The sequence below is a fragment of the Nocardia sp. CY41 genome (assembly GCF_009829325.1).
Classification (GTDB): domain Bacteria; phylum Actinomycetota; class Actinomycetes; order Mycobacteriales; family Mycobacteriaceae; genus Nocardia.
The window spans coordinates 1-25,405 of sequence record NZ_VUOS01000034.1 but is presented as its reverse complement, the minus strand read 5'-3'; the positions used below and the strand labels follow the sequence as shown (position 1 = coordinate 25,405).

Here is a 25,405-nt window from a genome sequence, read left to right as displayed (position 1 = left end):
GCTTTCTTGCGTCGGTAAGTGCCTCGTGCGTCTTCGTTCCGCCCTCGCGCATGTCAGTACTCCACTTCCTGCGACCGTTTGCGGATCGTCGTGACTTCGTCGCGCTGGTTTCCGGTGGGGCCGTGGTAGTTCAGCGCGAAGGACTGCTGCGCGTAGCCGCCGATCAGATGCGAGGGCTTGATCATGATGCGGGTGAGCGCGTTGTGGATGCCGCCGCGCTTGCCCCGGCCCTTGGTGTCCTCGCCGAGACCCTCGATGCGCGGCACGTCGACCGCGCGGTCCTGGGCGTGGTACATGAACACCGTGCCCTCCGGCATGCGGTGGCTGACGATGGCGCGCGCCACCACGATGCCGTTGCGGTTGATCGCCTCGATCCAGTCGTTGTCGGCCACCCCGATCTTCGCCGCGTCGCGATCGGACATCCAGATCGTCTGCCCGCCGCGCGAAAGCGTCAGCATGTGCAGGTTGTCCTGGTAGGCGGAGTGGATCGACCACTTCGAGTGCGGGGTCAGATACCGCACGGTGACGCCCTTGTCGCCGACCTCGCCGATCGTGGGCTCACGGAACAGCGCGGTCATGTCCAGCGGCGGACGGAAGATCGGCAGCTGCTCACCGAGCTCGATCATCCAGTCGTGATCGAGGTAGAAGTGCTGCCGCCCGGTCAGCGTGTGCCAGGGCTTGAGCCGCTCGGTGTTGATGGTGAACGGCGAGTACCGGCGGCCGCCGGTCTCGCTGCCCGACCACTCCGGCGAGGTGATCACCGGCACCGGACGGGCCTGGGTGTCGGCGAAGGTGATCCGTTTGCCCTCGTGCTCGGCGGCCAGGTCGGCCAGCTTGGTGCCGGTGCGGCGCTCGAGGGCGTGGAAGCCCTCCACCGCCAGGCGGCCGTTCGTGGTGCCCGACAAGGCGAGGATCGCCTCGGCCGCGTGCGTGTCCTTGGCCAGCGACGGGCGGCCCTGCGCCACACCCGACACCACCGTGCCGTTCACCCCGGCGAGGTACTCGACCTCCTGGTCGGGGTAGGTGGTGACACCCTTGGTGGTGACGCCGAGGGTGTCGACCAGCGGCCCCAGCGCGGCCATCTTCTCCGCCAGCTTCGGGTAGTCGCGTTCGACGACCACCAGTTTCGGCATGGTCTTGCCCGGGATCGGTTCGCACTCACCGGCTTTCCAGTCCAGCACGCGCCCGCCCGCCTGCGCCGTCGCGTCCGGCGAGTCGTGCTGCAGCGGCACGGCGACGATGTCCTTGCGCTTGCCCAGGTGCTTCTCGGCCATCCAGGAGAAACCGCGCGCGATCCGGTGGAACGCGTCGAAGTCGGTCTTGGCCTCCCACGGCGGCGAGATGGCCGGGGAGAAGGCGTGCACGAACGGGTGCATGTCGGTGGAGGACAGGTCGTGCTTCTCGTACCAGGTGGCGGCGGGCAGCAAGATATCGGAGAACAGCGTGGTGCTGGTCATCCGGAAGTCCAGCGACAGCAGCAGATCCAGCTTGCCGGTGGCGGCGGTCTCGCGCCAGTTCAGCTCCTGCGGCCGCACGCCGGTGGCGTCGGTGGTCTGCAGGTTGGAGTCGGCGCCGAGCAGGTGGCGCTGGAAGTACTCGTTGCCCTTGCCGGAGGAGCCGAGGAGATTCGCCCGCCACACGGTCAGGCAGCGCGGGAAGTTCTCCGGCGCGTCCGGGTCCTCGCAGGCGAACTTCAGGTCGCCGGACTTCAGCCCGTCCACCACGTGCTCGGGCGCGGTCTTGCCCGCGGCCTCGGCCTCGTCCACCAGGTCGAGCGGATTGCGGTCGAAGGTGGGATAGCTCGGCATCCAGCCGAGCCGGCTGGCCAGCGCGATGTTGTCGGCGGCCGTGCGGCCGGCGAACTTGCCCGCGCCGAGCGGCGAGGCGAACGACTCCGCGGTGAACGGGTCGTAGCGCCACTGATCGTTGGTCAGATACCAGAACACCGTGCCCTGCATCTGCCGCGGCGGCCGCTGCCAGTCCAGGCCGAAGGCCAGGGTGGACCAGCCGGTGACCGGGCGGCACTTCTCCTGCCCGACGTAATGCGCCCAGCCGCCGCCGTTGACGCCCTGGCAGCCGGTCAGCAGGGTCAAGGTGAAGAACGCGCGGTAGATCTGATCGGAGTGGAACCAGTGATTGGTCCCCGCGCCCATGAGGATCATCGAGCGGCCGCCGGAACGGTCGGCGTTGTCGGCGAACTCCCGCGCGATGCGCTGGGCCTGCACGGCGGGCACGCCGGTGATGGCCTCCTGCCAGGCCGGGGTGTATGGCTCGTCCGCGTCGTCGTAGCCGCTGGGCCACGTCCCGGGCAGGCCGTCGCGACCGACGCCGTACTGCGCCAGCAGCAGATCGAAGACCGTCGTGACGCGCCTGCCCGCGACGGTCGTGGTCGGCACGCCGCGGGTGAGCACGCCGGGGGTGTCGCTGTCGAAGCGGGGAATCCGTACGGCCGCAGCGTCGTCGGTGCGGCCGTACAGACTCAGGAGGGGATCGACGTCCCCCAGATCGAGGTTCCAGCGTCCGGTTCCTTCTTCACCGAACCGATGACCGAGCGACCCGTTGGGCACGACCGGCTGTGCCTGCGCGTCCAGCAGGACCGTCTGGAACTCCACGCCCTCACCGGTTCGCCCGAGGTCGGCGGCGGTGAGGAACTTCCCGGGGACATGGGCCCCGTCCTGCTCGTCCAGCGTGATCAGGAAAGGCAGGTCGGTGAAGCGTTTGATGTAGTCGAGGAATCGCGGCGTCGACTTCTCGACGAAGAATTCCTTCAGCACCACGTGGCCCATCGCCATGGCCAGGGCCGCGTCGGTGCCGGGACGGGCGGGCACCCACTCGTCGGCGAACTTGGTGTTGTCGGCGTAGTCGGGGGAGACCACGACCACCTTCTGGCCCCGGTAGCGGGCCTCGGTCATGTAGTGCGCGTCCGGCGTCCGGGTGACCGGCACGTTCGAGCCCCACATGATGAGGTACCCCGCGTCGAACCAGTCCGCGGACTCCGGCACGTCGGTCTGGTCGCCGAACACCTGTGGTGAGGCCACCGGCAGGTCGGCGTACCAGTCGTAGAACGACAGCATGGAGCCGCCGAGCAGCGAGATGAACCGCGCGCCCACGGCGTGGCTGACCATGGACATGGCCGGGATCGGCGAGAACCCCGCCACCCGGTCCGGGCCGTACTGCTTGATCGTGTAAACGTGTGCCGCGGCGGCGATCTCGGCCGCCTCCCACCACTCGGCGCGCACGAATCCGCCCTTGCCGCGGGCGGCCTTGTAGCTGCGCGCCTTCTCCGGGTCCTCGACGACATCGGCCCAGGCCAGCACCGGATCCTTGAGCCGGGACTTGGCGTCCCGGTACAGCTCGAGCAACGTGCCGCGCACATAGGGATAGCGCACCCGGGCCGGCGAGTAGGTGTACCAGGAGAACGACGCGCCACGGGGACAGCCGCGCGGCTCGTACTCCGGCTTGTCGGCGCCCACCGACGGGTAGTCGGTCTGCTGCGACTCCCAGGTGATCACGCCGTCTTTCACGTAGATCTTCCACGAGCACGACCCGGTGCAGTTCACACCGTGCGTGGAGCGCACCACCTTGTCGTGGGACCAGCGGTCGCGGTAGAACTCGTCGGCGCTGCGCCCGCCGACCTTGTGCAGCGTCCGGTGATCGGACGATACTTCGCCCCGGTGGAAGTATTTCCCCAGCCGCAGGAGCGCGTCCCCGGCGTCGGTGGCCGGGGCGGAGGGTACGTGACCCTGGGTACGCGAATTAACCACGACGTCCCCTTCGAGCTGTGCGATCGGGTTGATGTTCCGACTGTAAAGAGGCGTGCACGGCTGGCCAAACCTCTTTCTCACAGCCCATTCGATGATGTGGTGAGTTGTGAGATCGGCGCAACGTCACGGTCACGGTAACGCGCGGTTTCCGCGTGGCATGCAGTGGGCCGACCAGGGGAAAAATGCTCTGAACTGGCCTGATCCGGATCCGAGGGGTCAGCTCGCAGGTGCGTCGGTGATGCTTTGGAAACGGCTGGTTCTCCAGTGCTTTACATTTGTTAACACATCGGATCGGCCGTCTCCGGGGTGTGTTTTATCCGTCCCGGTGAGTTTCGCTCGCGGTTTCCCCGCAATGTATTGTAAGCGTAATCACAATTCGCTGAAATTTCGCCTGGCGTCGATCAATTGCGGTGGGCGCCGGGCTGCGCCCGATCCGGCGTCGCCTGTGCCGCGGTGGGGCGGCGGTCGTCGTGGCCGGTTGGTTACCACCGGCTGGATGACGCTGTCATCGGGGCGAGCGGGGGTGGACGGGAACCGGCCGCGCGGTCGACCGGCCGCCGGCTCCCGGTCACACGGTGGTGGTGGTCGAGCGTGACGCAGGTTCGTGTCCGCGGCGCGTCGCTGAATTGCGATGAGGCAACCCACGTTCCGGAATCAACCGAGACGAACTGCCTCGTGGTCGGCTGCGCCGCCGCGGTTCGCCGGTTCCGGGCCTGCGGTTTCGTCACCAGTGCCACTCTGCCCGGCGACGGCGGACGCTTGCTCCGGTGTTCGGATGCCGAATCACGGTGAGCGTCAGCTGATCATGGCCCCGTTCCGCACGTGATCATGCGGGCGAAAGAGGGCCCGGCTGGACCACCGGAAGGAGTATGCCCGTTCAGACCTGGTCGGCGGGATCGATGTCGGCGAACGTGCCGACCCAGCGGTGCGGAGGCCGAGGCGGATTCGGCTCGCCGGGACGCGCCAAGCCGACGACCCGCCATCCGGCAGCGACGGCGGCGTCGAGTTCGTCGGGGTGGTCGGACAGGAACAGGATGTGCTCGGCGGGCGTGCCGATGGCTCCGGCGATCTTGTCGTAGGAGGACGATTCGCGTTTGCCGCCTGCCGTCGACAGATCGAAGTATCCGCTGATCAGCGGGGACAGGCTGCCGCCGCGTGCGAAGGCGAACCAATCCTGCTGGTTGCGAACCGATCCCGACGAGTAGACGTACAGCGCGAGCCCGGCCTCGTGCCACGCGGCCAGCGCCGCAGGCACGTCCGGGAAGAACTCGCCGTGCAGCGCGCCGTTGCGGAAGCCTTCCGCACAGATCAGACCCTGCGCGGTCTTCAGCGGCTCGGCCTTGACGTCGGTGTCGAGCCATTCGCGCAGGATCGCGGCGGCCTCATCCGGGTCCGCGTCCGGACGCCCGGCCAGTTCCCTGGTCGCGGTCAGCACCGGCGCCGCGGCCGCGGAGCTGTTCGCGGCCAGCCACGCCGGAAGCCGCTCCCGCGTATAGCCGTACAGGTCTTCGCGGACCGCGGCGGTGGGGCTGGTGGTGCCCTCGATGTCGACGACGACGGCCTGGATCACGGCGCGGTCAGCAGCTCGTCGAGGGTGGGAAAGCCCGCGCTGATCTTGTCACCGGTGAAGTCGCCGACCCACCCGTCCTCTTCTTCGAAGAAGCGGATGACGATGAAATCCGGGCGCTCGCCCATGTCGAACCAGTGCAGCGTGCCCGCGGGCACCGAAAGCAGGTCTCCGCCCTCACACACCACCGCGAGGACTTCCTCGCCCAGGTGCAGGTAGAAGCAGCCGCGCCCGGCGGCGAAGAAGCGCACCTCGTCCTCGGCGTGCCGGTGCTCGTCGAGGAACTTCCCGCGCGCGCCCGCGGCGGTCTCCGGCCACTGCGGGTCGCTGTCGTCGGGGTGGATGCGGGCGATGTCGATGTGCTTGTAGCGCCCGGATTCGTTCAGTTCCGCGACGTTCTTCGCGTAGTGCGCGAGCAATTCCTCCGACGGCACCGACGCGGCGTTCTCGACCACCGGCCAGCGGCCGAAGGTGATGCCGTGCCTGGCCAGTTCGGCGCCGATCACCTCGTCGTCGCTGGTGCGTACGCGCACGTCGGCCGCGTCGGCCGCGGCCATCACCTGCAGGAGGGTCATGTCAGTCCAATCTCGAGAAATTCGTCGCGTGGGCCGAAAGCGGCCGGACTGCCGGTGCGGGACACCAGCTCACACAATGCTTCCAGGCATTCGGCGCGATCGCGCGCCTGGGCGAGATCGGCGCCCCACGAGGTGATCCCGTGCCCGGCGATGATCAGGACCGGCAGGGCGCCGGGATGGTCGAGCAGGTAGCGCTCGATGTCCGCTCCGATGCGCGGCACCTCGGGCCAGTTCGGGAAGACCGGGATCTCCGCGACAGCCGGATCGTCGCCGCCGAGCCCCTTGATCAGATCGTAGTCGGTGATCCGCAGCATGCCGAGCGTGCCGGGGACCGCCGAGCGGGTGGCCAGTGCCGTGGCGAACGGCGGATGGATGTGCACGACCGCCTGGGCCGGGCGGGTCCGGTAGACGGCGGTGTGGATCGTCGTCTCTGCGGAAGGTCTGCGCCCGTGGCCGGCGACGGGCGCGGAGTCCGCCACGCGCACGGTGACCATGTCGGCCGCGGTGAGTTCACCCTTGGACAAACCGCTTCCGGTGACGACGGCGGTGGCGCCGGTGCGTACCGAGATGTTGCCCGCGGTGCCCGGCATCCAGCCGCGCCGGTACAGCTCGCGGGCGAGGTCGGCGATGGCCGCGCCGGGCGACGGATCGGATCCGAGCTCCGGGGCGGTGCTCGCGGCCGCGGGCCCGCGTGACGGACCGCTGCGGTGCACGACGCCGTTCTCCGTGACCACCGCGGTCACCAGCTCACCCGGCGTCACGTCGAACGCCGGGTTGAAGACCTCGGTATCCGCGGGAGCCGTTGCGACACCGCCGAATCCGGTCACCTCGGCCGACGCGCGTTCTTCGACGACGATCTCCCCGCCCGTGGCCATCGAGAGGTCGCGGGTGGACTCCGGGGCCACCACGACGAACGGGATGCCGTGGTGGCGGGCGGCCAGCGCCAGACCGTAGGTGCCGATCTTGTTGGCGACGTCGCCGTTGGCGGTGACCCGGTCGGCGCCGACCAGCACGCAGTCGACCTGTCCCGTCGCCATCGCCCAGGCGGCGGCGGAATCGATGGTCAGCCGGTGCGGGATGCCCGCCTCGGCGAGTTCCCACGTGGTCAGCCGCGCGCCTTGCAACAGCGGGCGCGTCTCGTCCACCAGCACCTGCGCGAGCGCGCCGCGCTCGGACAGCAGCCGCAGCGTGCCGATGGCGGTGCCGAACGCGCTGGTCGCTAGCCTTCCGGTGTTGCAGTGGGTGAGCACCCGCAGCGGCCGGTCCGGGCACAGGCCCAGTACGAGGTCGGCGGCGTTGGTGGCGGCGGCCCGGTTGACCCGGCCGTCCTCGGCGAGCATTTCCAGCGTCTCGGCCAGGACCGCGTCGGCGCCATGGCCCACCTTCGCCCGGACCCTTCGCACGGCCCAGGCCAGATTGACCGCGGTCGGCCGCGCCGCGGCGATTCGGTCCGCCTCGGCTTGCGCCGCCACCTCGTCGACCACACCGTCCGCGGTGTGCGCCGCGGTGGCCAGGACGACGCCGAACGCTCCCGCGATGCCGATGGCGGGCGCGCCGCGAATGGCCAGCGTCCGGATCGCGTCGATGACCTGGTCCACGGTGCTCAGCCGCAGCTTGCGCAGCTCGTGCGGCAGTCCGCGCTGGTCGATGGTGACGAGCGCGCCGTCGTCCCAGACCAGAGAGCTGTCGTCCATCAGGCGTCCTTATCCCGTCGAGCGTGTCGTGCCTGGTCAACGGTATCGGACGGGGACGGCGCGCCGAAATCGCGTCAGCCGGCCGCGGCGCGCAGCTCGGCGGCGCGTTTGCGCGGGTCGTAGCCGGGGTCGACGCCCTCGATGAGCAGCAGGTCACCGTCGATGTGCTCGGCGCGCAACGGCAGGATCTCCTGATAGGCGGGCGAGTGGTACCACTCCCGGGCTTCGGTCATCCCGGGGAACTCGATCAGCACCATGCTGCCGGGCCAGCTGCCCTCGACGACTTCGGCCGGCGGGCCATGAATGACGAAGCGACCGCCGAACGGGTCCAAGGTGGCCTGGATGCGTTCCAGGTACTCGAGGATGTCGGGATGGGGCCTGCGACTGCGGAGGTGGGCGAAGCCATAGGCGGGCATGGCGTTTGGCATTCCTTCGTTCGATGACACCGGGAATGGCGTCGAATCGACGGTAGGTCCGCCTTGCGCGGGTGACAATTACCTTCGGGGTAAGCACGCCGGTCCGAAACGACCGCTGCCGCCGGTCCCGGGAGGAGGTGGGGCCGGCGGCGCGGGTGGCGCAGATGAAATTAGCGGCGGCGCTCCTGCTCGCCGCGCCGGTCGGGCATATCGTTCTTCATGCCCCGACGGCCTTCCATGTCCGCGCCCTCGCGCATGTCCTGCTCTTGGCGCTGTTGCTGCTGCTGCCTCGGCATCTGCTTCGGCATTTTCTTAGGCGTTTTCTTCGACTTTTCAGTCATCTCCACACGGTCCTTTCCGGGGGATTGATATTCGCCTAACGAACTCACGATAGCGAGCGGGTATGGCTTCTGGAAGGGGAACTGAAAAATATGGCCATGAGCGGCTGGTTCGTGCATATGCCCAGGTGAAGTGCCTAGAGACGCGGTTTTGAATAACAAATAAGACTCGCATCTACCGCGCGTCGGATTTTCCTGCTACGGCTGTGGGCGGGCTGATATCGAGTGACTCGGAACAAACGCGGCAGACGTGTGGCCGTTAGTTTCGATATCGCTTGGTTCGGCACTGTCGGCATATTGCGTCGAATTGAATTCCGCTGTCGCGGGGACGCGGACATGCGATGCGAGTGGCGTTACCCGGGGCGACGGAACATGCTGCGACAGAACGACTTTCGGCAAGATCGCCGAGATGTCGGCGGTGTCTCGTCTTCCCGCGCGCTCGTGGTCGCCTTGATAGTCAAGGGACGCAATCTGTTTCGCTGCCCGCCGCTCGAGCGCTCAGCGGCGCAGCGGCAGGAATTCGACGATCGCGCCGTCCTCGGCGCCGGGTGGGACGACGACCAGGCCGTCGCGGTCGACCAGGCCCCCGAGATGCGCCGTGCGGATCGCCGGGTCACCGATCCAGCCGCCTTCGTCTGCGGCGCGTGCCGGAACGATGCGCGGTACCGGCGCGGCGATCTCCGCGGCGTTGTGCAGCGGGCCGCGCAGCGGGCGGGCGGGAGAGGCGCCGGTGCGGCCCTCGACGATCGCGGGCGCGAGCGCCAGCAGCGTCGCCACTGCGGCGAAGGGGTTGCCGGGCAGGCCGAGCACCGTGGTGCCCGAGACGAGCTGCGCGACGACGGTGGAACCGCCGGGCCGCAGCCGCAGCCGTGGCACCACGATCTCGGCTCCGGCGCGGGTCAAGGCGGCGCGGAGCTGGTCGGCCGCCCCGCCGCCGGTCGCGCCGACGATCGTCAGCAGGTCGCAATCCGGCGCGACGGTCAGGACCTCGTCGAAGCCGTGCGGGGTATCGCGCAGGTGCACCCGATCGGTGGTGCGAATACCGCACCAGGACAACAGGTCCGGGAGGATCGGGCCGATCGAGTCGCGCGTCTGCCCCGCCTGCAGGGGTCCCTCGCTGCGGATCTCGTCACCCGTCATGACGATGCGCGCGCGTACCGGGCCGCGCACCGGCGCCGCGCCGACCTCGACGCTGGCGGCCGCGGAGATCAGCGCCGCGGTCACCGGCGTGCCTTCCGGCGCGACCGGATCACCGGCCTCCCGGTCCTCGCCGCGGCGGCGGATGTCGTCGCGCAGCGGGGTGTCCGGCAGGCGGTAGAGCGTTTCGTCGGCGATATGCGCGAACTCGTCGCGCAGCACGCGCGTCGTACCGTCGGGGACGTGCGCGCCCGTCGCGATGCGCACCGCCTCGCCGGGCAGCAACCCCACCGGTCGCCGCCCGCCCGCGAAGCCGATGTCGCGGCGCAGGCGCCACGGTCCGTCGCCCGCCACCGCGTATCCGTCCATCGCCGAGACGTCGAAACGAGGCAGCGGACCGGCGGCCGTCAGCGGGCCTGCGAGCGCGGCGCCGAGCACCGAACGCAGGTCGGCTTCGTAGGCGGTGAGCCGGGAAAGCCTGTGGCGCAGCATATCTCGCGCCTCGGCGAGATCCATCGGTGGCTGCTGCCGCGGTACGTCGACCGCCGCCCTTGCCTGCCGCACCTGCTCCTCGGTGTCGCAGTCGCCGACGCCGGCGAGCGGGATGATCGCCGCGGCGGCGGGTATCAGCGCCTTCATCGGCTGGTTGACCAACGCGCCGAGCTCGTCCAGCGCCGCGGCCAGCGCGGAGCGCCGCCATACCCCGATCAGGTACTGCGGCCGCCCCGACTCGTCGGCCGCGAACACCGCGTCCGCGCCGGATTCGGTGGCGTGCCGGATCAGCTCGGTCACCGCCCACGGCGACAGGAACGGCAGGTCGGCGGCGAGCACCACCACCAGCGGGGCGGCGGAGCCGAGCGCGCGCAGACCGGTCTCGATCGCCGCCACCGGACCCGAACCGGGCGGCACCTCGCGAACTTGGATGATCTCCGGCGCCAGCTCGGGCCGGTGCGGCCCCACCACCGCCGTGTGCTCGCACGAGGCCACGGCGGTGAGCGCCACCTCGAGCATGGAACGGCCGCCGATGACGATGGCCGGTTTGTCCACACCGCCCATCCGGCTGGCCCGGCCGCCCGCGAGCACGATCGCGTCGGCGGCGGTCACACGCCACGACCTCGAGCTAGGTACACCATGGCGGCCATGCTAATTCGTCACCGCCGGGAAGCCCGGCAGCGGACGGCGTCGATCAGGCGTTCGACCAGAAGCGGGCCGGTGGCAGCAGCCGGAACTCGTTGCGTTCCGGGTCGGCGAGGACCAGATCGGTGTGCCGGTCCGGCGCCGGTGCGCCCCGGTCGACCGTCGTCGCGCCCGCGGCCTGCAGCCGGGCCACCTCGGCGGCCCGGTCGTCGGCCGGGAACGAGGTGAGATCCAGGCGCAGTCTGGTCCGGCCGGATCCCGCGTCGGGGGTGCGCACGAACTCGAGCCAGGAGCCGAGACCGGTCGGTGAACGCAGCCCGGCCAGCCGCTCGCCGCGCCGGGTGGCGGGCCAGCCGGTGGCGGCCGACCAGAACTCGGCGAGGCGCTGCGGGTCGCGCGTGTCGACCACGACCGCGGCGACGGCTCCGGTGTCCACGTACTCCTCCCTGGGCTCGAGCACGCAGAACTCGTTGCCCTCCGGGTCGGCGAGCACGGCCCACGGCACCGCGCCTTGGCCGATGTTCACCGCTCGCGCGCCCAGGGCCAGCGCCCGGTCCACCTGGGTGCGCTGGTGGTCCAGCGAGCGGGTGGCCAGATCGAGGTGCAGGCGGTTCTTGCCGACCTTGGCCCGCATCGCGGGCAGGAAGGTGAGCGCCAGTTCGCCGCCGTCGGCGTCGGGGGCCGCGACGTTCACCTCGTCGGGACGGTCGAGCGTCACGCTCCAGCCGAGCAGTTCGGCCCAGAAATCCGCGACCGGACGCGGCCGGTCGGCGTCGAACACGACACATGCCAGGCGGGTGGGCATGGATCAACGGTACTGGCCGCCGTTGCGGCAGGGAGGAATTTCGGTGAGGGGCGCTCACGCACCCGGGAGATCGGGCAACGGGAAGCGCGCGGCGCGCAGGTCGACGCGTCCGTCCCGGATCGGTACGCCCTCCGCGGCGAGCAGGCGCAACTGGCGATGGGCCAGGTGCGCGGCGGGTCTGCCGCTCGCGCCGAGCACGCGATGCCAGGGCAGGTCGGCCGAGTCGGTGCGCATGATCCAGCCCACCGTGCGCGGTGTGGACAGCCCGGCGGCCGCGGCGATGTCGCCGTAGGTGACGACCCGGCCGGGTGGCACCGCCGCCACCAGGGCACGGACCTGCTCGATCTGGGCGTCGGTGGTCGGCATCGGCTCAGAGCACCGAGCGCACCAGCTCACCGGTCTGCGCCGGATACGCCTGGGCGACCATGTGATCGCAGTTCCATTCGAGCACGGTCAAGTTGGCGCCCATGTGCTCGGTGAGCGCCGCGCGGAACTCCGGCGTGACGAACGGCGGGTGCACCTTCATCGCCTGCACCAGCACGGTCGGCAGATCGGCGGGCGGCAGCACCCAGTGCCGGGCCAGCTGGCCCCAGTAGGAGTTGACGGCGGGCAGGCTCATCCGCCAGCCGAAGCGCCCGTCCGCCGTGGGCATCAGATGTTCGTCGAGTTCGGCTTCGAGCAGCCGCGGCTCGACGTCGCCCCAGCCGGTGTCCAATTTGTCCTGGCGCGCGTGCTCGACGCTGTCGTAGTCGGCCGAGACCAGGGTGGACAGCGCGATCTCGTTGAGCCATTCCGGTTCCAGCGCGATGGCCGGATCCAGCAGTACGAGCTTGCGCACCAGCTCGGGATGCCGATGCGCCAGGTGCAGCGCGCACGCGCCGCCGAAGGAGTGCGCGACCACCACCACCGGGCCGTCGGCCTCCGTGCCGACCAGTTCGACCAGGTCCTCGACGATGGTTTCGAAGTTCCACGGCGGCAGCGAGGTGGAGCGTCCGTGCCCGCGTAGATCGGGTGCGAGGACCCGGACGTCGGGCAGGTGCCGGGTCGCCAGGTCTTCCCAGCGTTTGCCGTGACCGGTCACACCGTGCAGGGCGAGCACCACCGGTCCCGTCGTCGGACCGAACCGGTGGACATTCAAGACAGACACCGGTCCATTCTGACCTGCGTCGCGATCGGCCGCAGCGCCGGTCGGGCGGAGGCGTGTACCGGCGTGTCGGTCGTGTCTGTTGCAATAGCCCGCGTGGTGCGATCGGATGGCGCGGTGCGACTGGTTCGCCGGAATGTGGTGGCGCCCCGGCCGCGAGACTGGGGCGCCGACGTTCGCGCGCTGCTGGACGCCGCGGCCGCGGCCGGTCCCACGCGTCCCGGGTGGCGGCCCTGGCAAGTGCTCGGCGGGCCGGGCACGGGCAAGACCGCTTTGCTGGTCGATCTCGCCGCCGAGCGCATCGCGGCCGGGGCAGACCCGGAATCCGTGCTGGTACTGGCCCATTCGAAGCAGGCGGCGAGTGCCGTGCGCGACGCCGTCACCACGCGGCTGAGCGGACCCGAGCCCGGCGCCGAGGGCGGTGTGCCCGGCGCCACCCGGGAACCGTTGGTGCGCACCCTGCACTCCTACGCCTTCTCCGTGCTGCGCCGACATGCCACGGCGCACGGCAACCCGCCGCCGCGTCTGCTGACCGGGGCCGAACAGGACGCGGTGCTGCGCGAGATGCTGCGCGGTGATCTCGCCGACATGGCCGACGGCGCGCGCGGATTGTGGCCGGAGCGGCTGCGGCCCGCACTCGCGCTCGGCGGGTTCGCCGAGCAATTACGCGATCTCATGCTCCGCGCCACCGAACGCGGCATCGGGCCGGAAGACCTGGTGCGACTCGGCCGGGAACACGACAAGCCGGAGTGGGTGGCGGCGGGCCGGTTCGCCATCCGCTACGAGCAGACGATGCTGCTGCGCTGGTCGGTCGGGGTCGAGGCGCCGGAGGCCACCGCGCCCGCGCTGGACGCCGCCGAACTGGTCGGCGCGGCGCTGGACGCGCTGGCCGCCGATCCGAATCTGCTTGCCGCCGAACGCGCCAGGATCAGATACCTGCTGGTCGACGACGCGCAGCACCTGGACCCGCAGGCGGCGATCCTGATCAAGGCGATCGGGCACAGCGCGCGGACCACGGTGATCGCGGGTGATCCCGATCAAGCCGTCTTCGCCTTCCGCGGCGCGGACGCGCGGTTCGTCGCCGAGCTCGACGTGCCGCCCGAGCGGCGCATCGTGCTGCGCGACAGTCATCGGTTCGGCGGTCAGGTGGAGCTGGCGGTCGCGCGGATCGCGGCACGTCTGCCGGGCAGTGAGCCTCAGCGCATTCCCGTGCCCGAACACGCCGCTGCGCTGGAAGACGGCACCGAGGTGCGGGTGCGCGTGCTGGCCACGCCCGCGAAGGAGGCCGCGCTCATCGCCGACCACTTGCGTCGCGCGCATCTCACCGGCGGGGTGCCGTGGTCGCGGATGGCGGTGATCGTCCGTTCGGTGCCGCTGTCGCTGGCCCCGCTGCGGCGCGCTTTGCTCGCCGCGGGCGTGCCGGTGCAGCAGCCCGCGCTGGACACTCCGCTGGCGCGCAGGCGCGGGGCGGCCTGGATGCTGCTGTCGCTGCGCGCGGTCCTGGCCGGTGAAGCGGCGCAGCACGGCGCGGAGACTGCGTTCGAACCCGAGGACACCCTCGACCTGCTGTCCGGGCCGCTGGGCGGTGCCGACCAGATCGCCTTGCGCAGGCTGCGGCGCGGCATCCGGCGCGCGGTGCTGGAAGCGGTACGCGCCGGGGTGAGAAGTGGGGAAATCGACGACGATCCGGACCGCGACGCGGACCTCGACCGCCCCTCCGCACTGGTCCTGCGTGACTTGCTGATCGGAACCGGCGATCCGGGGATCCTGAACCGGCTCACCGAGGTCGAAGCCGCGCCGCTGCGCCGGGTGCTGGACGCACTGCACCGGGCCCGCAAGGCGCGCGGGCGCGGTGCGGGTCTGGAAGACGTGCTGTGGGCGCTGTGGACCGGTTCCCGGCTGGAGCGGCGCTGGGTGGCGCAGTCGGAGCGCGGCGGCGCGGTCGGCATGCAGGCCGATCGCGATCTGGACGCCGCGGTCGCGTTGTTCGACGCGGCCGCCGCCTACGTCGACCGGCTGCCGCGCGCGAGCATCGAAGGATTCGTCGAATACCTGTCTCAGCAAGAGATTCCGCAGGACGCCGCGCCGCGCACGCTGCCGGGCGAGGCCGTGGCGCTGCTGAGTGCGCACGCCGCCGCCGGGCGGGAATGGGATGTGGTCGCCGTCGCCGCCGTCCAGGAGGGCATCTGGCCCAACCCGCGCGCCCGGGGCACCCTGCTGCACACCGAGGATTTGATCGATCTCACCGCCGGCGTGTCGGACGCGGGGGAGTGGGTGAGCCGTGCTGCGCCGATCCTCGCCGAGGAGCGCAGGCTGCTGCTCGTCGCGTGCAGCCGGGCCAGGCGATCGCTGCTGGTCACTGCCGTGGAGTCGGTCTCGGGCGAACGCGACCTGGTGCCCTCGCGCTTTCTCGCCGAACTGCTCGGCCACGACGACGACGGCGAGCCCGGTGCGCTTCCGGTGGTCGACCCCGGCCGCGCCCTGGTGATGCACTCGCTCGTCGCCGAATTGCGCGGCGTCGTCTGCGATCCCGAGGCCGACCCGGAACGCAGGCGGCGCGCCGCGTACCAGCTCGCGCGCCTGGCGGACGCGGGCGTGCGCGGCACCCACCCCGACGACTGGTACGGCACCGCCGAACTCAGCTCCGGACGTCCGCTGTGGACCGAGGACGACGGCGCGGTGGCGTTGTCGCCCTCCACCGTCGAACTGCTGCGCACCTGCCCGCTGCGCTGGGCGCTGGAACGCCACGGCGGCACCGACGGCGACAATCCGCACGCTGTCAAAGGCAACCTGGTGCACACGCTGGTGCAGGCGCTGGCGGGCCGGGTGCCGGAGGACCAAGTGCACGCGGCGCTGGATCGCGCCTGGCAGGCGGTGGATCCGGGAACAGGCTGGCATTCCCGCCAGGAGCTGCGCCGCACCGAGGCGATGCTGGAGACCTTCCTGGCCTGGGTCCGTAACACCCGCGGCGAACTCACCCAGGCCGGCGTCGAGGTGCCGGTGGACTGTGTGTTGCCCGGGCGCACCGAAGACGAACCCGCGGTACGGATCCGAGGCCGCATCGACCGGCTGGAGCGCGACGCGCAAGGCCGATTCGTGATCGTCGACGTGAAGACCGGCAAGTCCCCGATCACCAAGCAGGCCGCCGTCGATCACGCGCAGCTGGCCACCTATCAGGTGGCGGCCGCCGCGGGCGCTCTCGACGCACCGGCGGAATCCGGCTCCGCCGACGCGGAAGCAGGCACCGGTGAACCCGGTGGTGCGCGGTTGGTGTACGTCGCGAAGCCGAGCAAGGCGGAGGGCGCTACTCAGCGCATGCAGCCGCCGCTGGACGCCGAGGCGCTCGAGCACTGGCGCGACACCATCCATCAGGCCGCCGCGTCCACTCAGGGCCCCGGCTACCTCGCCATGCGCAACGACGGATGCCGCCACTGCCCGGTGGCGGGCAGCTGCCCCGTGCAGGACCGCGGGAGGCAGGTGACCGACGAGTGAGCGCGCCGTCGGTCTCGCCGCGGCCGGTCGCCGGGGCGCCGCCATGACCGGGCGGGTGACGCCGCAGCAGCTGGCGCAGGCGCTGGGCCTGCCACCGCCCACCGAGGAACAGGCCGCCGTGATCGCCGCGCCGCCCGGCCCCACCCTGGTGGTGGCGGGCGCGGGCGCGGGCAAGACCGAGACGATGGCCGCGCGAGTGGTGTGGATGGTCGCGAACGGGCTCGTCCTCCCGGACGAAGTGCTCGGACTGACCTTCACGCGCAAAGCCGCCCAGCAGCTGACCGCCCGCATCCGGACCAGACTGGCCCGGCTCGCCGGCGCGCCGCTGCTGCGCGAACTCGACCCCAGCGGCCGCTTGCGCGCCCAGCTGAGCGGCGCGGAACCGGAGATCAGCACCTACCACTCGTACGCGGGCAGGTTGCTCACCGAACACGGCCTGCTGCTTCCGGTGGAACCCTCGGCGACCCTGCTCACCGAGACCCAGCTCTGGCAGCTCGCCCACCAGGTAGTTCGCACCTGGGACGGCGACCTGGAGACCGAGCGCACCCCGGTGTCGGTCACCGAGGCGGTGCTCGCGTTGTCCGGGCAACTGGCCGAGCATCTGGTCGAACCCGAGGATCTGGCCGAGGCGCACACCGAACTGGCGAAGCTGGTGTACACACTGCCCGCCGGTCCGCGGCAGCGGGGCGGACCGAGCCAGACGCTGCTGAACATCGTGCAGGTGCAGCGGGAGCGGGTAGCACTGCTGCCCCTGGTTCAGGAGCTCGCCGAGGCATTGCGTCGCCGGGGCGCACTGGACTTCGGCGCGCAGATGTCCCTCGCCGCCCGCCTGGCCGCCGAGCATCCGGAGGTCGCCGCCGCCGAACGCGCGCGCTTCCGCCTGGTCCTGCTCGACGAGTACCAGGACACCGGTCACGCGCAGCGAGTTCTGCTCGCCGCCCTGTTCGGCGGTGCGCCGGACTCGGCGGCACCGACGCAAGCCGCGCACGGTGATCTGGGTGCTGCCGGAGGGCGAGATTCGGCTGACGCGGACGTTCCCGCCGATGTCTGGCGGGCGGCGCATCTCGAGCCGTCTGCGGGGCAACTGTGGTCCTCGGACGACGCTCTGGCTCCGGCCACCGACCGGCCTGCGCAGGATAGCCGTGCGCAGCGGTCGGCCGAGGGCAAGCGCGATCCGAATGCGTCACCGGGCATCGGGTTCTCGCAGACTGCCGACGCTCGCGCCGGTGACTCTCCGCGGCACGACCTCGACGTCGATACGGAAAGAGCAGGGCAACCGAGGTTTGCCGGTGCGCACGACCCGCACGCCGCACCTCGGCGACGCGACCACACCCCGGGCCCGCACGAAGCCCAGCGCCTTGCCGTGACCGCCGTCGGCGACCCGATGCAGTCGATCTACGGCTGGCGCGGCGCTTCGGCGGCGAATCTGCCCCGGTTCGCCACCGACTTCCCCAGCGCGGCGGGCGTGCCCGCTCCGACGCTGGCGTTGCTGACCAGCTGGCGCAATCCGCCGGAAGCGCTGGCGCTGGCCAATCTCGTCGCGGAACCATTGCGGCGCAAGGCGCTGGAGGGCGGCGGCGTGACGGTCGACGCGTTGCGGGCCAAACCAGACGCCGGGCCGGGAATGGTCGCGCTGGCGTCGACCGAGACCGTGGCCGCCGAACGGGAGTGGGTGGCCGAGCGGATCGCCGCGGAGTGGGCAGCCCGGCGGGCGGCGCAACAGCAGCCGCCCACGTCGGCGGTACTGGTGCGTCGTAATGCCGATGCCGCGCCGCTCGCGGAAGCGCTACGCGCGCGAGGACTGCCGGTGGAGATCGTCGGGCTCGGCGGGTTGCTCGCCACACCGGAGGTCGCCGACATCGTCGCCACCCTGCGGTTGATCGCCGAACCGGGGTCGGGCAGCGCGGGCATGCGCGTGCTGACCGGCGCGCGCTGGCGCATCGGAGTCGCCGACATCGCCGCGCTCGCCCGGCGCGCCAGGGACCTGTCCATCCGGCGTCCGGGGTCGGAGGGCCCGGCCGAGATCACCGACGGCGCCGCGCTGGACGAGGCGTTGCGCGAAGTGGCGCCGGAGCCCGCCGAACAGGCCGGGTTGGCCGACGCGATCGCGGATCCCGGTCCGGCGGAGAACTATTCGCCCGCAGGCTTCGCCCGTATCGAGGCGCTGGGCCGGGAGCTGGCCGCCTTGCGCGAACGCAGCGGGCAGCCGCTGGCGGAGTTGGTCGCCGACGTCGAGCGCACCATCGGCGTGGGGGTGGAGACCCAGACCCGGCGCGCCATGGCGGGCACCGGAGCCGGGCGCGAGCATCTGGACGCGTTCGCCGAGGTGGTGGCCGGGTACGCCGCGGACACCGGCGCCTCGATCGGCGGGTTACTCGCGTTCCTCGCCGCCGCGGAGGAGGTCGAGAACGGACTGGAGCCCGGCGAGGTCGAGGTCGCCAAGGACCGGGTGCAGGTGTTGACCGTGCACGCCGCCAAAGGCTTGGAATGGGAGATCGTGGCGGTCCCGCACGTGGTGGAGGGCGTGTTCCCGTCCAAGGTCGGTTCCGGCACGTGGCTGGGTGCGCTCGCCGAGCTGCCGACCTCGCTGCGGGGAGACCGTCAGCAGGACGACGCGGCCGAGGGCGTGCCGGTGCTCGATCTCACCGACCTGTACGACCGGGCGGACCTCGATCGCGCGATCAAGGCGCACAAGGAAGCGCTGGAGCGCCGCCGGATCGACGAAGAACGTCGCCTGTTCTACGTCGCGCTCACCAGAACCGAACGTGTGCTGCTGGTTTCGGCGCACTACTGGGCGGAGACCGGCAATACCCCGAAGGGCCCCTCGGACTTCCTGCTGGAACTGAAGCACGCGAACGACGACACCGGCAGCCCGGCGCACGGCGTCCTCACAATCGACCGCTGGGACGACCCGCCCGCCGCCGACGCCGTCAACCCGTTCACCGACAACCCCGCAACCGCCGAGTGGCCCCGCGACCCGCTCAGCACCCGCCGCGACCCGATCGAACAGGGCGCCGCGCTGGTCCGCGCCGCCCTCGCCGACCTCCGCGCCCGCCCCGCCGATGCCGGACGCGGCGATCAAGAGCCCGGTGCGGGCCCGAACCGCCGGACCCAGGACCGCTCTGCACCCGCCGACGATGATCCGAGCTTCATGGACGCAGCGGCTTCGTCCCCGTCGCGCGACGCGCTTAAGCCCGCGAGCCGAGCGATCTACCTTCCGCCTGGCGACCAGACGGGTGGTTCAGCGGATGAACCGTTCTACTACCCGCCCGACGATGAGTATCCGCCCGAGGATTTCGCGGATTTCACGGCAACCGAGTACGCCGACCCCTACGCGGACCTCGAGCCCTACTTCGGCCCGGGACCCGACCCGGTCGAGGAGTACCTGTCCGACGACCGTGCATTCGCCGCGACCGGCTTCGCGCCGCCGCCACCCGAGGACCCGTATCGGCCGGAGCACATCCAGCCCGCCCCGGATCCCGACGATCCCGAAGGCTGGGCCGCCGATGTCGATGCCCTGCTGGCCGAGCACCAGGCGGCCGCGACGGCCGCCGAGGAGGTCGAGCTACCCGGACAGATCGCGGCGACCGCCCTGGTCGAGCTGCGCGCCGACCCGGCGCGACTCGCCGCTCGCCTGCGTCGCCCGTTGCCCTACCCGCCGAACCCGCTGGCCCGTCGCGGTACCGCCTTCCACGCCTGGGTGCAGCGGTGGTTCGGCTCCACGCGACTGCTGGGTCTGGACGAGTTGCCGGGGGCGGCCGACAGCGGCGCGGCCGACGCGGGGCTGGACGCCGAGCTGACCGCGATGCAGCAGGCGTTCCTGAATTCTCGCTGGGCCGATCGCAGCCCGATCGAGGTCGAGATCCCGTTCGAGACCTCGATCGCGGGCACCGTGATCCGCGGCCGGATGGATGCGGTGTTCGCCGAACCGGGCGGGCGCTGGATCGTCGTCGACTGGAAGACCGGCGCCGAACCCGGCGCCGCCGAGGAACCGGCGGTCGCCATGCAGCTGGCCGTCTATCGCCTGGCCTGGGCGCGGTTGATGGCCGCGCGGGAAGGACGGCCGGAGCACGAGATGCTGCACCGGATCGGCGCCGCGTTCCACTACGTGTGCACCGGGCGGACCATCGCGCCGGTGAACCTGGCCGGTCCGGAGGAACTGGCCGAGCTGATCAGGAACGCCGCGCCCGCCGGCTCACCGCCAGCGCCTGAGTGATCAGCGGGATTTGCAGCGGCAGCCGCAGGACCGAGCCGGCTTTCAGCAACCGCGGCGCTTTCTCGCTGGCCAGCATGTCCGCGGTGAACTGCACGTTGGCCGGGAACACCGCGATGAACAGCAGCGCCGCGATCCGTCCGCCGAAGCTGCGGGTACGCGGGATCGCCAGGGCGGCGGCGACGCCGATCTCGGCCACGCCGGAAGCGTAGGTGTAGTCACGAGCCTTGCCGGGCAGGAAGCGCGGCACGATCGAATCGAAAGGCTTCGGCCGGACGAAATGCAACACTCCGGCCCCGAACAGCAGGCCGGCGAGGACCAGCGCAGGCCGCCGCCCGTCGTCGGATACGGATGTCAGCGAATTTTCAGCCATGAGGCACCCTCACATCTACGCCGCTGCGCGTCGAACCCGGGCCACCCGCAGCCTCGCGGGCCCCCGATACACCGCACGTCCGCCGAACAAGCCTTCTCGTGCCGTGCGATACCGACCAGGCGCCCTTCGCATGAGCCGGAGGGCCGACGACCGTGCCATGTCTCGATCTCCGACCGCACACGAGCCCTGCTCGACCCCGCCGCGGGTTTCAAGCGAAGCGATCCCTATGCATCCCCTGTGCATCAGCCGTTCGCGGTTCGGCTTCCTTCGAGTGGCGACCGCGAAAGCGGCGAACGCGACGACTCGACGGACAGCCGCTTCGACAGCATGCCCACATACGAGTTCGAGCGCCGACGCCCCCGCGCACCGCAACCACGTCTTCCGAGCGAGCCACCAGGGGCCGCGAACACGCCGCGACGTAGTCGCGGCAAACCGACACAGCGCTGGAGAACCAAACACAGTAGGCTCCCCTGCTGTGCCGGAGGGACAAGGAATACCGGGGATGACCGACACGAGCGACGAGATGACGGGTGCGTCCGGTGTTCGGTGAGCGAGCGCGCGGCCTGGGGCTGGCCAGCCGTCCCGATTTCGCCTTGGTCGGGGTGCTGCGCATCCCGGAAGTGCAGAGCAGCCCGTGGATCTCGCTGACCAGGCGCGTGCTGTTCGCGACGACGTTGCTGTTCCTGGCCGCGCTGGTGGTGTATCTCGGGCGCGCGGGCTACCACGACAACTCGGGTAACGAACTGTCGTTCCTCGACGCGTTCTATTACGCGACGGTGTCGCTGTCGACCACCGGATACGGCGACATCCATCCGGTGACGCCCGAGGCGCGGCTGGCGAACATCGTCATCATCACCCCGCTGCGCATCCTGTTCCTGATCGTCCTGGTCGGAACCACATTGGGCGTGCTGACCGAACGTTCCCGGCAGGCTTTCAAGATTCAGCGATGGAGGCACACCGTGCGCAATCACACCGTGGTCGTCGGATACGGCACGAAGGGGCGGACCGCGATCGACGCCATGCTCGGCGACGGAGTGCAGCCCGCCGACATCGTGGTGGTCGACACCGACGTGGTCGCGTTGGAGGCGGCCGCGAACGCCGGCCTGGTCACGGTGCACGGGTCGGCTACCCAATCCGACGTGCTCCGGCTGGCCGGCGTGCAGCATGCGGAGTCGGTGGTGGTCGCCACCAATCGAGACGACACGGCCGTGCTGGTCACTCTGACCGCCCGGGAACTGAACAAGGCCGCCAAGATCGTGGTGTCGATCCGGGAGGCGGAGAACACCCACCTGGTGCGGCAGTCCGGCGCGAACTCGGTGGTGGTGTCGTCGGAGACGGCGGGCCGGTTGCTCGGCATCGCGACCACCACGCCCACGGTCGTGGAGATGATGGAAGACCTGCTCACCCCGGAGGAAGGATTCGCCGTCGCGGAGCGCGAGGTGGAGTCGTCCGAGATCGGCGGTTCGCCACGACATCTCAGCGACATCGTCCTCGGCGTGGTGCGCAACGGGGTGCTGTACCGGGTGGGCGAGCCGGAAGTCGACGCGGTCGACGCCGGCGACAAACTGCTGTACATCCGCCGGGCGGGTAAGTGACCCCACCGGGAGCCGGGCGGTAGCTCGGGCGCGATAGTCTCGAAGCGTGCCGGCTTTTCAGCTCAATGGTGTTCCGTTGCTGTCCCGTTCCGTGATCGATCGCGCCGAGCTGATCCGGGGTGATGCGCAGGCTCTGAAGGAGGGCTGGGCCGACGCGAAACTATTGCGGGTCGACCGCCGCGGGCAGGTGCGCTTGGAGGACGGTGTGCTGCTCCTGGAACCGGCCCTGGAGTTGTCCGCGGAGCCGAGCCCGGCCGCGGTATTCCTGGGGGTCGAGGACGGCATCCATCTCTGGGCGGTGCGCGATCCGGAGCTGGAGGGCACGCTCACCGACTTGCGCGTGCTGGCGGGCGGCGCCGTCGACGACCGCACCGCCGGGTTGCTGTCCACCGCGATCGCGCTGCTGAACTGGCACGACAAGGCCGGTTTCCACGGCGCGGACGGCACGGTGACCACCTCGGCGAAGGGCGGTTGGTCGCGCGTCACCGAGAGCGGCTACGAGGAGTTCCCGCGCATCGATCCGGCGGTGATCTGCTTGATCCACGACGGCGGCGACCGGGCGCTGCTCGCCCGCCAGCACGCCTGGCCCGAATCGCTGTTCTCGCTGCTGGCCGGATTCGTCGAGGCGGGCGAGTCGCTGGAGCGCTGCGTGGAGCGGGAGATGCGCGAGGAAGTCGGTCTCGACGTGCGCGAGATCAGCTACTTGGGCAGCCAGCCGTGGCCGTTCCCGCGCTCGCTCATGCTGGGCTTCGCGGCGGTCGCCGATCCCGAACAGCCGCTCGTCTTCTCCGACGGGGAGATCGCCGAGGCCGCCTGGTTCACGCGCGCGCAGGTGCGCGAAGCGCTGGCGGTGGGCGACTGGTCGAAGCGGGGTGAGGGCGCCCAGCTGCTGCTGCCCGGTTCGATCTCGATCGCTCGCACCATCATCGAATCCTGGGCCGCGCTCGACTAGCGCATCCGCGCGCGGGCGATGCGACCCGCGCGCGTCGGCTGATCAGGACAGTCCGGCGAGGACCTGCTTGACGGTCGCCAGCGACGGGTTCGTCGCGGTGGAGCCGTCGGCGAACTTCACGGTGGGCACGACGTGGTTGCCCCCGTTCACGCTGCCGACGAATTCGGCCGACGCCGGGTCGTCCTCGATGTCGATCTCGACGTAGGTGATGCCCGCCTCGTCCAGCTGCTTCTTGAGCCTGCGGCAATAGCCGCACCAGGTGGTCGAGTACATCGTCAGGGTGGGATTCGCGTCAGTCACGGACACTGCAACGCCGGAGAGCCGTTCACTGTTCCAACTCGAACCTTTTCGGAGGGTCTTGCGCCTGCATTTAGTATGCGCGCATACTAAATGCATGACGATCATCGCGACCGCGCACGCCACCTCCGATGCGCCGCCGAGCGCCTTCTTCGCTCGCTGGGCGGACATGGCCACCTGGCCGGAATGGAACACCGACATCGAGTGGGTGCGCCTGGAAGGACCGTTCGCCGAGGGCGCCACCGGGACGTTGCGGCCGAAGGGCGGTCCGAACATCCGGTTCGTCGTCGCCCGTCTCACCGACCGCGAGTTCGTCGACGTCTCCCGTTTGCTCGGCGCGCGGCTCACCTTCGCTCACGAGGTCACCGTCGCCGAGGGCGGCACCACGATCACGGTGACCGTCTCGATCGACGGACCACTGCGATGGCTGTGGACGAGGATCCTGGGCGCGGGCCTGGCCGGATCCGTGCAACCCGACCTCGACGCACTGGTCGCCGTCGCCGAGGGGGTCGCGGCGTGAGCGACGGGCGAGGGACGGACGCCGCCGTCACCGGGGCGGGTTCCCGCGTCGGCGAGGCGCGGCGGAGCGGGGCCGGTCACCCCGAGGCGGGGACTCAGGAGCGGAGAGGGCGTCCGGCCGCCGCCGGCGGTTGTTCCGGCCCGAACACGAGATATTGGCTGGCGGTCGTGTCCAGGGAACATGTCCGGCGCGGTGTCGAGTTGGGCATCGCGCAAGCCAACCATGGCAAGCGCGCAGCGGTGGAACGCATGCGCCCCGGCGACGGGTTGGTCTATTACTCGCCACGGGAGGGCATGCGCGCAGGACCTCCGGTGCGCTCGTTCACCGCGATCGGCGCCATCGACGACCGGCCGGCCTGGCAGGCCGGCCCGCAGGACGGCGGCTGCTTCCAGCCCTGGCGGCGTGCGGTGAGCTACCGAGCCGGGGCGCGTGAGACTCCGATCGAGGCGCTGCGCGGGGACCTGGAGTTCACCAGGGCGCCGAATTGGGGGATGATCCTGCGCCGTGGCCTGGTAGAACTCAGCCCGCACGACTACGCGCTGATCGCGCGGGCGATGACGGACGAGTGAGGGAGGCCGATGCACGAGGCGGGGGACGGAAAGCTGCGCTCCAGGTTCGGCACGGCCGAGGAAAGCCCCGGTCTGCTGTTGTGGCAGGTGACCAATCGCTGGCAGGCCGCGCAGCGGGCGGCGCTCGCCCCTTTCGACCTGACCCACGTGCAATTCGTGCTGCTGGCGTCGCTCACCTATCTCGCGGCGGGCCGCGCGGATCCGGTGCGGCAACGTGACCTGGCCGACTACGCCGCCACCGACCCGATGATGACCTCTCAGGTGCTGCGCGCGCTGGCGCAGAAGGGCTTGATCGAACGCCGCGACCATCCGAGCGATCGCCGGGCCAAGGCCCTGGTCGCCACCGAAACCGGCGTCGCACTGGCCAACCGGGCCATCGTCGCGGTCGAGGCGTGTGACGCGGAGTTCTTCGCGCCGCTCGACGACCGGACGAGTGCCTTCGTGCGGTCGCTGCGGTTGCTGCGCGACCGCTGAACCGTCCGCGAAGTTTCGACCGTTCGTGCTCCCTCGCGTACGACCGACCTCGCATGCCGAGCGATGGCGCAGCGGGCGAGCGGTGCTCGGGCTCGGTGATGATTCCGGTGGAACACGCCATCCCTGACACCTTTCAAGGGCCTACGCCGCAGGCCGAACACGTAGAGGCGATACTGCGCCGACCCGACCGCGAGATCGCGAAGGCGGCCCCGGGGCTGATGCTCCTATTTGTGTCAAGTCATGCTGCGGCGAGCCATGCGCGATAGCGTTGGGCGAGTTCGTAGTCGGGGTAGGTGCCTAGTTCGGTGCGGCAGATTTTGGTGACGTAGGTGCCCATTGCGGT

19 protein-coding genes are annotated in these 25,405 nt (G+C 70.6%); 7 read left to right on the top strand and 12 right to left on the bottom strand.

The features are described from left to right. Positions 1–53: 53 nt before the first annotated feature. The 10 genes from GVY64_RS31695 to GVY64_RS31650 all read right to left on the bottom strand — a co-directional run bounded on the left by GVY64_RS31695 (position 54) and on the right by GVY64_RS31650 (position 12,580). The gene (locus tag GVY64_RS31695; RefSeq protein ID WP_159849515.1) at positions 54–3,764 is read right to left on the bottom strand and encodes a nitrate reductase subunit alpha; all 3,711 of its coding nucleotides are present in this window, start codon (positions 3,762–3,764) and stop codon (positions 54–56) included. A gap of 877 nt (positions 3,765–4,641) precedes the next feature. Then, positions 4,642–5,334 carry an acireductone synthase gene (gene mtnC / locus GVY64_RS31690; protein WP_159849513.1) on the bottom strand — a complete coding sequence of 231 codons (693 nt, stop codon included), beginning with the start codon at positions 5,332–5,334 and terminating at the stop codon, positions 4,642–4,644. Next, positions 5,331–5,906, bottom strand: coding sequence for a 1,2-dihydroxy-3-keto-5-methylthiopentene dioxygenase (locus GVY64_RS31685; RefSeq protein ID WP_159849511.1), 576 nt, complete (start codon positions 5,904–5,906; stop codon positions 5,331–5,333). Before GVY64_RS31685 ends, mtnC begins: the two co-directional genes overlap by 4 nt. Beyond that, positions 5,903–7,600 (bottom strand): S-methyl-5-thioribose-1-phosphate isomerase, encoded by a 1,698-nt coding sequence (gene mtnA / locus GVY64_RS31680; protein ID WP_159849509.1) that lies wholly within the window; start codon positions 7,598–7,600, stop codon positions 5,903–5,905. Before mtnA ends, GVY64_RS31685 begins: the two co-directional genes overlap by 4 nt. A 74-nt stretch (positions 7,601–7,674) precedes the next feature. Further along, complete coding sequence (locus tag GVY64_RS31675; RefSeq protein ID WP_159849507.1) at positions 7,675–8,016, bottom strand: DUF1330 domain-containing protein; 342 nt, start codon at positions 8,014–8,016, stop codon at positions 7,675–7,677. A gap of 170 nt (positions 8,017–8,186) precedes the next feature. Then, positions 8,187–8,357, bottom strand: a complete 171-nt coding sequence (locus GVY64_RS31670) for a hypothetical protein (protein WP_159849505.1) — start codon at positions 8,355–8,357, stop codon at positions 8,187–8,189. Positions 8,358–8,852: 495 nt separating this feature from the next. Next, positions 8,853–10,595 carry an NTP transferase domain-containing protein gene (locus GVY64_RS31665; RefSeq protein WP_159849503.1) on the bottom strand — a complete coding sequence of 581 codons (1,743 nt, stop codon included), beginning with the start codon at positions 10,593–10,595 and terminating at the stop codon, positions 8,853–8,855. An 82-nt stretch (positions 10,596–10,677) separates the two neighbouring features. Further along, positions 10,678–11,433 (bottom strand): VOC family protein, encoded by a 756-nt coding sequence (locus tag GVY64_RS31660; RefSeq protein WP_159849501.1) that lies wholly within the window; start codon positions 11,431–11,433, stop codon positions 10,678–10,680. 54 nt (positions 11,434–11,487) lie between these two features. After that, the gene (locus tag GVY64_RS31655) at positions 11,488–11,799 is read right to left on the bottom strand and encodes an MGMT family protein (RefSeq protein WP_159849499.1); all 312 of its coding nucleotides are present in this window, start codon (positions 11,797–11,799) and stop codon (positions 11,488–11,490) included. A 4-nt stretch (positions 11,800–11,803) separates the two neighbouring features. Then, a complete protein-coding gene (locus GVY64_RS31650; RefSeq protein WP_159849497.1) occupies positions 11,804–12,580 on the bottom strand; it encodes an alpha/beta fold hydrolase in 777 nt (258 codons plus the stop codon). A gap of 72 nt (positions 12,581–12,652) precedes the next feature. On the opposite strand from GVY64_RS31650, the gene GVY64_RS31645 reads away from it, so the two are divergent. Both GVY64_RS31645 and GVY64_RS31640 read left to right on the top strand, forming a co-directional pair. Further along, entirely contained in the window at positions 12,653–16,069 is a 3,417-nt protein-coding gene (locus GVY64_RS31645) for an ATP-dependent helicase (protein ID WP_442939657.1), read from the top strand. A 43-nt stretch (positions 16,070–16,112) separates the two neighbouring features. Then, the gene (locus GVY64_RS31640) at positions 16,113–20,285 is read left to right on the top strand and encodes a UvrD-helicase domain-containing protein (protein ID WP_159849495.1); all 4,173 of its coding nucleotides are present in this window, start codon (positions 16,113–16,115) and stop codon (positions 20,283–20,285) included. Here the strand turns inward: GVY64_RS31640 and GVY64_RS31635 are convergent. After that, positions 20,242–20,655, bottom strand: coding sequence for a DoxX family protein (locus GVY64_RS31635; RefSeq protein WP_159849493.1), 414 nt, complete (start codon positions 20,653–20,655; stop codon positions 20,242–20,244). The two genes, GVY64_RS31640 and GVY64_RS31635, sit on opposite strands and share 44 nt — an antisense overlap. Before the next feature lie 539 nt (positions 20,656–21,194). Here GVY64_RS31635 and GVY64_RS31630 point away from each other — a divergent pair. Both GVY64_RS31630 and nudC read left to right on the top strand, forming a co-directional pair. Further along, a complete protein-coding gene (locus tag GVY64_RS31630; RefSeq protein WP_159849491.1) occupies positions 21,195–22,250 on the top strand; it encodes a potassium channel family protein in 1,056 nt (351 codons plus the stop codon). A 46-nt stretch (positions 22,251–22,296) separates the two neighbouring features. Next, positions 22,297–23,202 (top strand): NAD(+) diphosphatase, encoded by a 906-nt coding sequence (nudC, locus tag GVY64_RS31625; RefSeq protein WP_159849489.1) that lies wholly within the window; start codon positions 22,297–22,299, stop codon positions 23,200–23,202. A gap of 42 nt (positions 23,203–23,244) precedes the next feature. On the opposite strand, the gene GVY64_RS31620 is transcribed toward nudC, so the two are convergent. Further along, on the bottom strand, positions 23,245–23,475 hold the full coding sequence (locus GVY64_RS31620) for a mycoredoxin (RefSeq protein ID WP_157115098.1): 231 nt from the start codon (positions 23,473–23,475) through the stop codon (positions 23,245–23,247). 121 nt (positions 23,476–23,596) lie between these two features. Between GVY64_RS31620 and GVY64_RS31615 the strand changes: the two genes are divergently transcribed. The 3 genes from GVY64_RS31615 (at position 23,597) to GVY64_RS31605 (ending at position 25,062) form a co-directional block, all read left to right on the top strand. After that, on the top strand, positions 23,597–24,019 hold the full coding sequence (locus GVY64_RS31615) for an SRPBCC family protein (protein ID WP_159849487.1): 423 nt from the start codon (positions 23,597–23,599) through the stop codon (positions 24,017–24,019). Positions 24,020–24,177: 158 nt separating this feature from the next. Then, positions 24,178–24,588 (top strand): EVE domain-containing protein, encoded by a 411-nt coding sequence (locus tag GVY64_RS38180; RefSeq protein WP_268895688.1) that lies wholly within the window; start codon positions 24,178–24,180, stop codon positions 24,586–24,588. Positions 24,589–24,597: 9 nt separating this feature from the next. Beyond that, positions 24,598–25,062: a MarR family winged helix-turn-helix transcriptional regulator gene (locus tag GVY64_RS31605; RefSeq protein ID WP_159849484.1), complete on the top strand. Its 465-nt coding sequence runs from the start codon at positions 24,598–24,600 to the stop codon at positions 25,060–25,062. Positions 25,063–25,405: the final 343 nt, after the last annotated feature.

Excerpts from the sequence above, each read along its gene's own strand:
- GVY64_RS31685 (WP_159849511.1), bottom strand. The coding sequence starts at position 5,906 with ATGACCCTCCTGCAGGTGATGGCCGCGGCCGACGCGGCCGACGTGCGC.
- mtnA (WP_159849509.1), bottom strand. The coding sequence starts at position 7,600 with ATGGACGACAGCTCTCTGGTCTGGGACGACGGCGCGCTCGTCACCATC.
- GVY64_RS31675 (WP_159849507.1), bottom strand. The coding sequence starts at position 8,016 with ATGCCCGCCTATGGCTTCGCCCACCTCCGCAGTCGCAGGCCCCATCCC.
- GVY64_RS31670 (WP_159849505.1), bottom strand. The coding sequence starts at position 8,357 with ATGACTGAAAAGTCGAAGAAAACGCCTAAGAAAATGCCGAAGCAGATG.
- GVY64_RS31660 (WP_159849501.1), bottom strand. The coding sequence starts at position 11,433 with ATGCCCACCCGCCTGGCATGTGTCGTGTTCGACGCCGACCGGCCGCGT.
- GVY64_RS31655 (WP_159849499.1), bottom strand. The coding sequence starts at position 11,799 with ATGCCGACCACCGACGCCCAGATCGAGCAGGTCCGTGCCCTGGTGGCG.
- GVY64_RS31640 (WP_159849495.1), top strand. The coding sequence starts at position 16,113 with ATGACCGGGCGGGTGACGCCGCAGCAGCTGGCGCAGGCGCTGGGCCTG.
- GVY64_RS31635 (WP_159849493.1), bottom strand. The coding sequence starts at position 20,655 with ATGGCTGAAAATTCGCTGACATCCGTATCCGACGACGGGCGGCGGCCT.
- GVY64_RS31620 (WP_157115098.1), bottom strand. The coding sequence starts at position 23,475 with ATGTACTCGACCACCTGGTGCGGCTATTGCCGCAGGCTCAAGAAGCAG.
- GVY64_RS31615 (WP_159849487.1), top strand. The coding sequence starts at position 23,597 with ATGACGATCATCGCGACCGCGCACGCCACCTCCGATGCGCCGCCGAGC.
- GVY64_RS31605 (WP_159849484.1), top strand. The coding sequence starts at position 24,598 with ATGCACGAGGCGGGGGACGGAAAGCTGCGCTCCAGGTTCGGCACGGCC.